The sequence below is a fragment of the Pseudonocardia pini genome, assembly GCF_013870575.1.
GTDB lineage: Bacteria > Actinomycetota > Actinomycetes > Mycobacteriales > Pseudonocardiaceae > Pseudonocardia > Pseudonocardia pini.
This window is the reverse complement of sequence record NZ_JACBXB010000560.1, coordinates 1-3,790: the sequence shown is the minus strand read 5'-3', so window position 1 is coordinate 3,790 and position 3,790 is coordinate 1. Positions and strand designations below refer to the sequence as shown.

Here is a 3,790-nt window from a genome sequence, read left to right as displayed (position 1 = left end):
CCTCCCGGACGGAGCGCGCGATCGTCGGGTCGTCGAAGGAGGTGTCCTTGGTCTTGGCGACGAACTCGTGGCGCAGCGCGGCGTAGGAGTACCGGTCGTCGAACATGTCCCGGCTCATCTCCGCGAGCTCCTGGACCCGGTAGGTCTCCAGTGGACGGCGCAGCTCGTCCGCCTCGCGCGCCGCCTGCTTGGCGGCGAGCGCGGTCCCGTAGGAGTCCGAGGTGGCGAGCCGGGCCGCGTGCTCCACCACGGCGGCGTCGAACGTCGCCCGGTCGGCGGGGACCACCTCGTCGACGAGGCCCGTGCGCAGCGCCTCGGCGTGCCCGACGGGCAGGCAGTCCTGGGTGAACCGGACCGAGTCGGCCGACCCGACCCGACGCGGCAGCGCGTAGGTCCAGTACTCCGAGCCGGTGAGGCCCATGTTGCGGTAGTGCGGGTTGAGCACCGCGCCCTCGCGCAGCAGCACCGAGTCCGCCCCGAGCGCCATCATCACACCGCCCGCGCCCGCGGGCCCGCCGACGGCGGTCAGCACCAGCTGCGAGGTGCAGGTCAGCAGCTCGCGGCAGACGTCGTTGATCGCGTTGATGTTCCGCCAGCTCTCGACGGTCGGGTCGGGCCTGCCCTCGGCCACGTTGAGGTGGATCCCGTTGGAGAACACCTCGCCCGCCTCGAAGACCAGCACCTTCGTGTCCTGCGCGGCGGCGTGCCGCAGCGCGGCGGCGATCCGGTGGCCCTGGCTCGCGGACATCGCACCGTTGTAGAGGTCCGCACGCACCACCCCGACGCAGCCCTCCGGGCCGACCCTGCGATAGCTGATCTCCCGGTAGCCGTCGGACGGCCCGGTCGGCCGCTCGAGGGACTCCGGCACCTCGTCGAGCCTGCCCGCCAGCACGCTCGTGACGGGGAGCTTGATCCCCTTCGGCACGCGGGCGTGCCCGATCCAGACCGCCCCGTCCCCGGTCCGGACGAGGACCGCGCCGTGCCTGCGCAGGGCGATCGAGCCCGGCTCGCCGGGGGTCGCGGAGCCGCGGTGGGCGTCGAAGACCGAGAGGTCCACACCTGCGATCCGGGAGCGGACGCCGGGCGAGCCGTCGGCCGCGCGGATCCGGCGCAGCACGTGGTCGGTGGGGTCCTCCCAGGAGAAGACCCGGTCCGCCTGCGTCATCGTGGGCCGCAGCCTGCCGATGACCTCCGCCCCGAACGTCTCGACGGGGGCGGGCACGAACGCGGGGTCCTGCGCCTTGGCCACGACCTCGCGGGCCAGCGAGACGCCGGCGTCGGCCACCGGACCGTTGTAGACGCTCGACTTGCGCGGAGCGTCGGCAGGCATCGGGAACGTGCGGTGGCCCCAGATCGGGCCCGCGTCCATCTCCTCCACGGCCTGCAGGGCGGTCACACCCCAGACCGGCTCCGCGTCGGTGATCGCCCAGTCGATCGAGGAGGGCCCGCGGTCGCCGAGCGGGCCGGGGTGGATCACCACGACCCGGTGGCCGCGCCACACGTCCTCCGGCACCCGGTCCTTCAGGAACGGGCAGAGCACGAGCTCCGGCCGGGTGTCGTGCACGGCGCGGCGGATGGCGGCCTCGTCGTGCGAGAGGCGGACGTCCACGTGGTGGCCGTCCTCGCGGAGCTCCGTCCAGACGCGCTGGGTCAGCCCGTTGTAGGACGAACAGAGCAACAGGATTCTCACGTACTTCTCCGGGTGTCGATCAGTGGGGGAGCACTGCCGAGCGGGCGCGCCGTCGAGCCCAGGTCGCCACGACCTGGCTCGGGTTGCCCCCCGGAACCGCACGTGGACGCGAGGGACGTTACCTCGGTCGTGCGGGACTGCCGCTGGGCCGATCAGCCCAGAAGATCATCGCCGCTCGGGGGTACCTGCTGGAGATGCTCCCTCGTCGTCGCAGCTCACAGGCCTGGCCCCGACTCCTCACCGCCCTGACCGTACGGCGAGGAAGAGGACTGTGAGTCGCCGAGCGGTGACGACATGTGGCCTAGTGGCTGCTCCGGAGGGGTGAAGACGATCGTGGTCCGGTTGGAGTGGATCACCCAGCGTGGCCTTCCAAGATCGCGTCCGAAGGGCCCAACCGACGCGTCCGGGGACTCTCAGGAAGGGGTCCAACGACCCTGTCGAGCGTTTCACTCGGCCGCCGAACATCTTGCGCGACGAGTGGTCATCACTCTGAGCCCGGCGGTCGCAACCGCGGGTGAGTGTGCGTCCGCTTCCGCCGGATGGGCGTGTCGCGCTGCTCCGTGAACCGGCCGAAAGGTCCCGCGCCGGCGCCGATCGGCGTTCCCGAGCACGTTCTCGTGGCCCGCGCCACTCGAACGAGTCATGGCTGAAACACCCTCCGTGTACCTTCCGCCGACGATGCGTTCCGAATCCGACGGACCACGTTCCGTTCGGATGACCGCCCACCCCGAGGGCGGCACCACGGCGTGACGGAACGCCGGACGAGGACCGAGAGCGAGAGGGTGGGTGGCCGAGGGATGACGAGGCTGCTGGAGTGGCTGCCGCGCGGCAACACGCTCGACGACGCGTCGTGGCACAGGCGGCACCGCCTGCTGCAGGTGGTGCTGGCGATCCACATCCCGGTGCTGGTGGCGCTCGGGATCGGCCTGGGCAACCCGGTGGGCCTGGTGCTGGGGGCGGGTGTCGCCCCGGTCGTGGTCGCGCTGGTCGCGGGCCACTTCGTCACGCACAAGCGCACCGCGGCCTCGCTGATCACGGCGGGCCTGGTCTGGTGCTCGATCACGCTGGTGGCGATCACCGGCGGCACCATCGAGGCGCACTTCCACTTCTTCATCATCATCGGCTTCATCGCGCTCTACCAGGACTGGGTGCCGTTCCTGTGGAACGTGCTGTTCACCGGCGTCTCGCACGCGGTCGGCACGATCTTCTTCCCCACGCTGATCTTCAACCACCCCGCCGCGCAGGAGAACCCCGTGCTCTGGGCGGCCATCCACGCGTTCGGCGTGCTGCTGGCCTGCATCGGCCTGGTGATCTTCTGGCGGATCACCGAGGACGAGCAGAGCGAGAAGCACGAGCTCGGCCGCGAGCTCGTCCGGGCGGACGCCGAGATCGGCCGCAAGCAGTTCACGTCGGACATGCTGGTCAACCTGGCCCGCCGCAACCAGTCGATGCTCTACCGCCAGCTGGACATCATCAACCAGCTGGAGGAGAAGGAGCAGGACCCCGACCAGCTCGCCGAGCTGTTCAAGCTCGACCACCTCGCCACCCGCGTCCGGCGCAACGCCGAGAGCCTGCTCGTGCTGTCCGGTGAGCAGCCGCCGCGCGTCTGGTCGGCCCCGGTGTCCATGCGCGACGTCGTGCGCGCCGCGATCGCGGAGACCGAGGACCTGGACCGGGTGGAGTTCTCCGTGGACGACCGGGTCGCGGTCGCCGGACACAGCGTCGCGGACCTCACGCACCTGCTGGCCGAGCTGACCGAGAACGCCGTCCGGTTCTCCCCGCCGGACACCTCGGTGACCATCCGCTCCCGCCCGCACCGCGCCGAGATCGGCGGCCAGGTGCTCACGGTCGAGGACTGGGGCGTCGGCATGCCCGCCGACGAGCTGGCCGCGGCCAACGAGATGCTCATCCGACCCAAGGACGTCGACCTGTCGGTGTCGCAGCGGCTCGGCTTCCACGTCGTCGCCCGGCTGGCGTCGCGCCACAGGATCGAGGTCTCGCTGTCCACCACGCCGGGCTCCGGCCTGACCGCGGTCGTCATCCTGCCCGCGGAGCTCTTCGTGTCCGACCCGCAGGCGGGTCCGCACGCGGGCATCGGCA

The 3,790-nt window shown here is 71.4% G+C and carries 2 protein-coding genes; one reads left to right on the top strand and one right to left on the bottom strand.

Annotated elements, in window-relative coordinates; all coding sequences use genetic code 11:
• The coding region (locus H5J29_RS24685) for an enoyl-CoA hydratase-related protein (protein ID WP_312858385.1) at positions 1 to 1,690 on the bottom strand (1,690 nt) is incomplete at its 3' end.
• 797 nt (positions 1,691 to 2,487) lie between these two features.
• Here H5J29_RS24685 and H5J29_RS24680 point away from each other — a divergent pair.
• Positions 2,488 to 3,790 (top strand): sensor histidine kinase (locus H5J29_RS24680; protein WP_246394244.1); only part of this gene is annotated, 1,303 nt, incomplete at its 3' end.